This is a genomic window from Mesorhizobium sp. M7A.F.Ca.CA.004.12.1.1 (assembly GCF_003997835.1).
Lineage (GTDB): Bacteria > Pseudomonadota > Alphaproteobacteria > Rhizobiales > Rhizobiaceae > Mesorhizobium.
This window is the reverse complement of the sequence record NZ_RZRK01000706.1, coordinates 1-3,164: the sequence shown is the minus strand read 5'-3', so window position 1 is coordinate 3,164 and position 3,164 is coordinate 1. Positions and strand designations below refer to the sequence as shown.

Annotated in this window: 4 protein-coding genes and 2 pseudogenes; 3 read left to right on the top strand and 3 right to left on the bottom strand. The window is 63.5% G+C overall.

The features are described from left to right. Window positions 1-181 (top strand): annotated as a pseudogene (locus tag EN984_RS28080) (EamA/RhaT family transporter); the annotation flags it as partial. On the opposite strand, the gene EN984_RS28075 reads toward EN984_RS28080, so the two are convergent. The 3 genes from EN984_RS28075 to EN984_RS28065 form a co-directional block, all read right to left on the bottom strand. Then, a complete protein-coding gene (locus EN984_RS28075) occupies window positions 182-553 on the bottom strand; it encodes a response regulator (RefSeq protein WP_027038124.1) in 372 nt (123 codons plus the stop codon). Between the two features lie 198 nt (window positions 554-751). Further along, complete coding sequence (gene hpt, locus EN984_RS28070) at window positions 752-1,294, bottom strand: hypoxanthine phosphoribosyltransferase (RefSeq protein WP_023811104.1); 543 nt, start codon at window positions 1,292-1,294, stop codon at window positions 752-754. Window positions 1,295-1,317: 23 nt separating this feature from the next. Further along, entirely contained in the window at window positions 1,318-1,962 is a 645-nt protein-coding gene (locus EN984_RS28065) for a hypothetical protein (protein ID WP_127271081.1), read from the bottom strand. Between the two features lie 192 nt (window positions 1,963-2,154). On the opposite strand from EN984_RS28065, the gene ftsE reads away from it, so the two are divergent. Further along, entirely contained in the window at window positions 2,155-2,814 is a 660-nt protein-coding gene (gene ftsE, locus EN984_RS28060) for a cell division ATP-binding protein FtsE (protein ID WP_010911739.1), read from the top strand. Beyond that, window positions 2,807-3,164: pseudogene (locus EN984_RS28055) on the top strand (ABC transporter permease); the annotation flags it as partial. The gene ftsE and the pseudogene EN984_RS28055, both read left to right, overlap by 8 nt.

Below are 3,164 nucleotides of genomic sequence, written 5' to 3'. Positions count from 1 at the left end.
AGCCTTCGAATACACCGGCATCCTGTGGTCGCCGCTGTGGGGTTTCCTGTTCTTCGCCGAGGTGCCGCGGTCGACGACGGTGATCGGCGCTGCCTTGATTATCGGCGCCGGTCTGCTGGCGCTCAACACCGAACGGCGCAAGAATGTTCCACCTGTGCTCGCTGCCGCCGACCCAGCCTGATCAGGCGAAGCAGATCAGCGCCCGCTCGACTCGCGAACGGATTTCGGCCAGCGTGAAGGGCTTCTGCACGACATCGAGGATGATGCCGTTCAATTCCTCGGCGCGCTCGCGCTGGTCGGCATAGCCGGTCATCAGCACGATCTTGATCGACGGAAACAATGCAGCAGCCGCGATCGCCATCTCGATGCCGTCCATCTCCGGCATGCGGATATCGGAGACGACGAGATCATAGCCGCCACGCGCCGCCTGGATCAGCGAAAGCCCCTGCGCGCCGTCCGCCGCGATATCGATTGTGTGCCCGGCGCGTTCAAGCGCGCGGGCGGCCAGGGTGCGGACGGACTCATCGTCCTCGACGATCAGAAGCTTTGCCATGGCCGGCATATTTGGCCGCCAAAAGTTGACTTTTCCTGAAAGCCCACGAGCAATTCAGGAGAAGTGTGAGACGATTTTCCGGGAAAAGCGCACAGCGCTTTCCCTTGGGAATTGCGTCAAAACAAAAAACTCGAGCGGTTCGGCGTTTTCGTGAAGCGGCGAACCGCTCTAAGCATCAGCAAACCTTTTTGATGCCGCTCAGACATCCCCTTTGACGACACCGACAAACGGCAACTCGCGAAAAGCATGGGCTACATCCATGCCGTAGCCAACGACGAAATAGTCGGGGCAGTCGAAGCCGACATAATCGGCATTGAGCTCGGTCTGGCGGCGCATGCGCTTGTCGAGCAGCACGGCGATCGAACAGCTCTTGGCGCCCCGCGACAACATCAGCTCGCGGGTAAAGCTCAGCGTCTTCCCCGATTCGAGAATGTCGTCGATCAGCAGCACGTCGCGGCCGGCGACCTCATTGTCGATGTCGCGCAGCACCCTCACCTCGCCGCTGCTGGTGCCGGCGCCATAGCTGGAGATGAAGATGAATTCGACCTCCGGCGACAGGCCGACATCGTGCATGGCCCGGATAAGATCGGCGGCGAAGATAAACGAGCCCTTCAGCACCGAGATCACCAGCAGATCGTGATAGTCGTGTCCGGCAATCTCCTTGGCGAGCTCGAGATTGCGCCGCGCGATCGCCGATGCTGAAAACAGAACCTCGATGTCCTTGCCGCGTACGATGGGCATTGATGGTCTTCCCCGGTGATCGCCTATTCGGCGAAAGTGACCGACACGGTCTTCACACCGTTTCTAGGCACGTCGAGCCGGCTGGCAAAGCCGAATCTTTCGCCAGACGCCAGCGAACGGCCGGATGTCCCCAACGTATAGCGGGTAGTCTGCCCGTCATTGCCGGTCACCCGGATTTCGAGCGGCGGCAACTCCGTCGGTTTCGCACCATCATTGACGGCCTCACCATCGACGAACAGTGCGGCGTTCGGCCCGGTAGCGTCGACGCGTGACGTGACGCCCGAAATGCTGAGCGCCGACGCCTGCGCGCTGGACAGGAACGGCGCCTGGCGCACCAGCGCGTGCCCGCCGGAGACCCAGAACGCGGCCAAGGCAGCGCCGATACCAGCGACCCAGAAGATCGGCCCGCCGCGCGAGGCTGGTAGCCGCTCCGGCGGGGCCTCGGGCTTGCGCAGCATGTCCATGCCCGCGACGGGTGGCATGACGATCGCGCGCGGCAGCGGCGAAACGCTCTCCACGGCAGGCGCAAGGCGCGGCATCACCACGTAGTCGGCATCGACGATGTCGGCGGCCGAACCACGCATGAACCGGTCCGCTGCGGCAATTGCCGCCGGATCGGTCATGATTTCGCCGGAAACCGGGCGCGCGGTTCGATCGTCAGCCATCATGGCCCCAGCATTGCAGCACGTGTTCGCTTTTCGTTTCTTTTGCGTAAACACAAATGGTTAACGCTTCCCCACCGGAGCCCTCGTGACGAGCCGAAAGAGCCCAGAAATTAACCGCCGGTTAACCATGCCGGCCGATGGTCTTTACCCAGAACAGGCCGGCTCGCCGCCGTGCCGAAATTCAGGTCGTCGAAATTGATTCGTTTCGAAAATGTCGGCCTCCGCTATGGCATGGGTCCGGAAATCCTCCGCGACATCTCCCTGCACATCCCGGAGCGCTCCTTCCAGTTCCTCAGCGGGCCTTCGGGCGCCGGCAAGACGACCTTGCTGCGCCTGCTGTTCATGTCGCTGAAGCCGACGCGCGGGCTGATCACCATCTTTGGCAAGGACCGTTCGCGCATCTCGCGCACCGAATTGCCGCATCTGCGCCGCCGCATCGGCGTGGTGTTCCAGGATTTTCGCCTGCTCGACCACATGACCACCTACGAGAACGTCGCGCTGCCGCTGCGCGTGCGCGGGCGCGAGGAGGCGAGCTACCGCACCGATGTCACCGAACTGTTGAAGTGGGTCGGGCTGGGCGAGCGCATGCACGTGCTGCCGCCGGTTCTGTCCGGCGGCGAGAAGCAGCGCGCGGCGATCGCGCGGGCGCTGATCGAGCAGCCGGAAATCCTGCTCGCCGACGAACCGACCGGCAATGTCGATCCGCCTCTGGCGCGACGCCTGCTGCGGCTGTTCATCGAGCTCAACCGGCTCGGCACCGCGGTGGTGATCGCCACCCACGACCTTGGCCTGATGGAACAGGTCGACGCGCGCCGCATGATCCTGGCCGGCGGAAGGCTGGACATCTATGACTGAACTGTCCGCCGAACATTTTGTGGAACGGGAGCAGGACGCCGAGGCGACCGAGGCAAAGCCCCGCGCCCAGCGCAGGATGGCGCCGATCGTGCCGGCGCAGAACATCGCTGGCCGGGCACTGGTCCTGGTGATCGCCATCATGACCTTCCTGTCCTGCCTGACTTTCGGCGCAGTGACGCTGGTGCGCGACACAGCGTCCGTCTGGGAGAACCAGATTTCGCGCGAGGCGACCATCCAGATCAAGCCGGTCGACGGCCTCGACATGGAAGCAGCCCTTACCCAGGCCTCCCAGATCGCCGGGGAATTCCCTGGCGTCAAGACGACCCGGATCATCGACCGCGAGGCGACCG

Coding starts and splice junctions, on each gene's coding strand:
- EN984_RS28075 (WP_027038124.1), bottom strand. CDS start 553: ATGGCAAAGCTTCTGATCGTCGAGGACGATGAGTCCGTCCGCACCCTG.
- hpt (WP_023811104.1), bottom strand. CDS start 1,294: ATGCCCATCGTACGCGGCAAGGACATCGAGGTTCTGTTTTCAGCATCG.
- EN984_RS28065 (WP_127271081.1), bottom strand. CDS start 1,962: ATGATGGCTGACGATCGAACCGCGCGCCCGGTTTCCGGCGAAATCATG.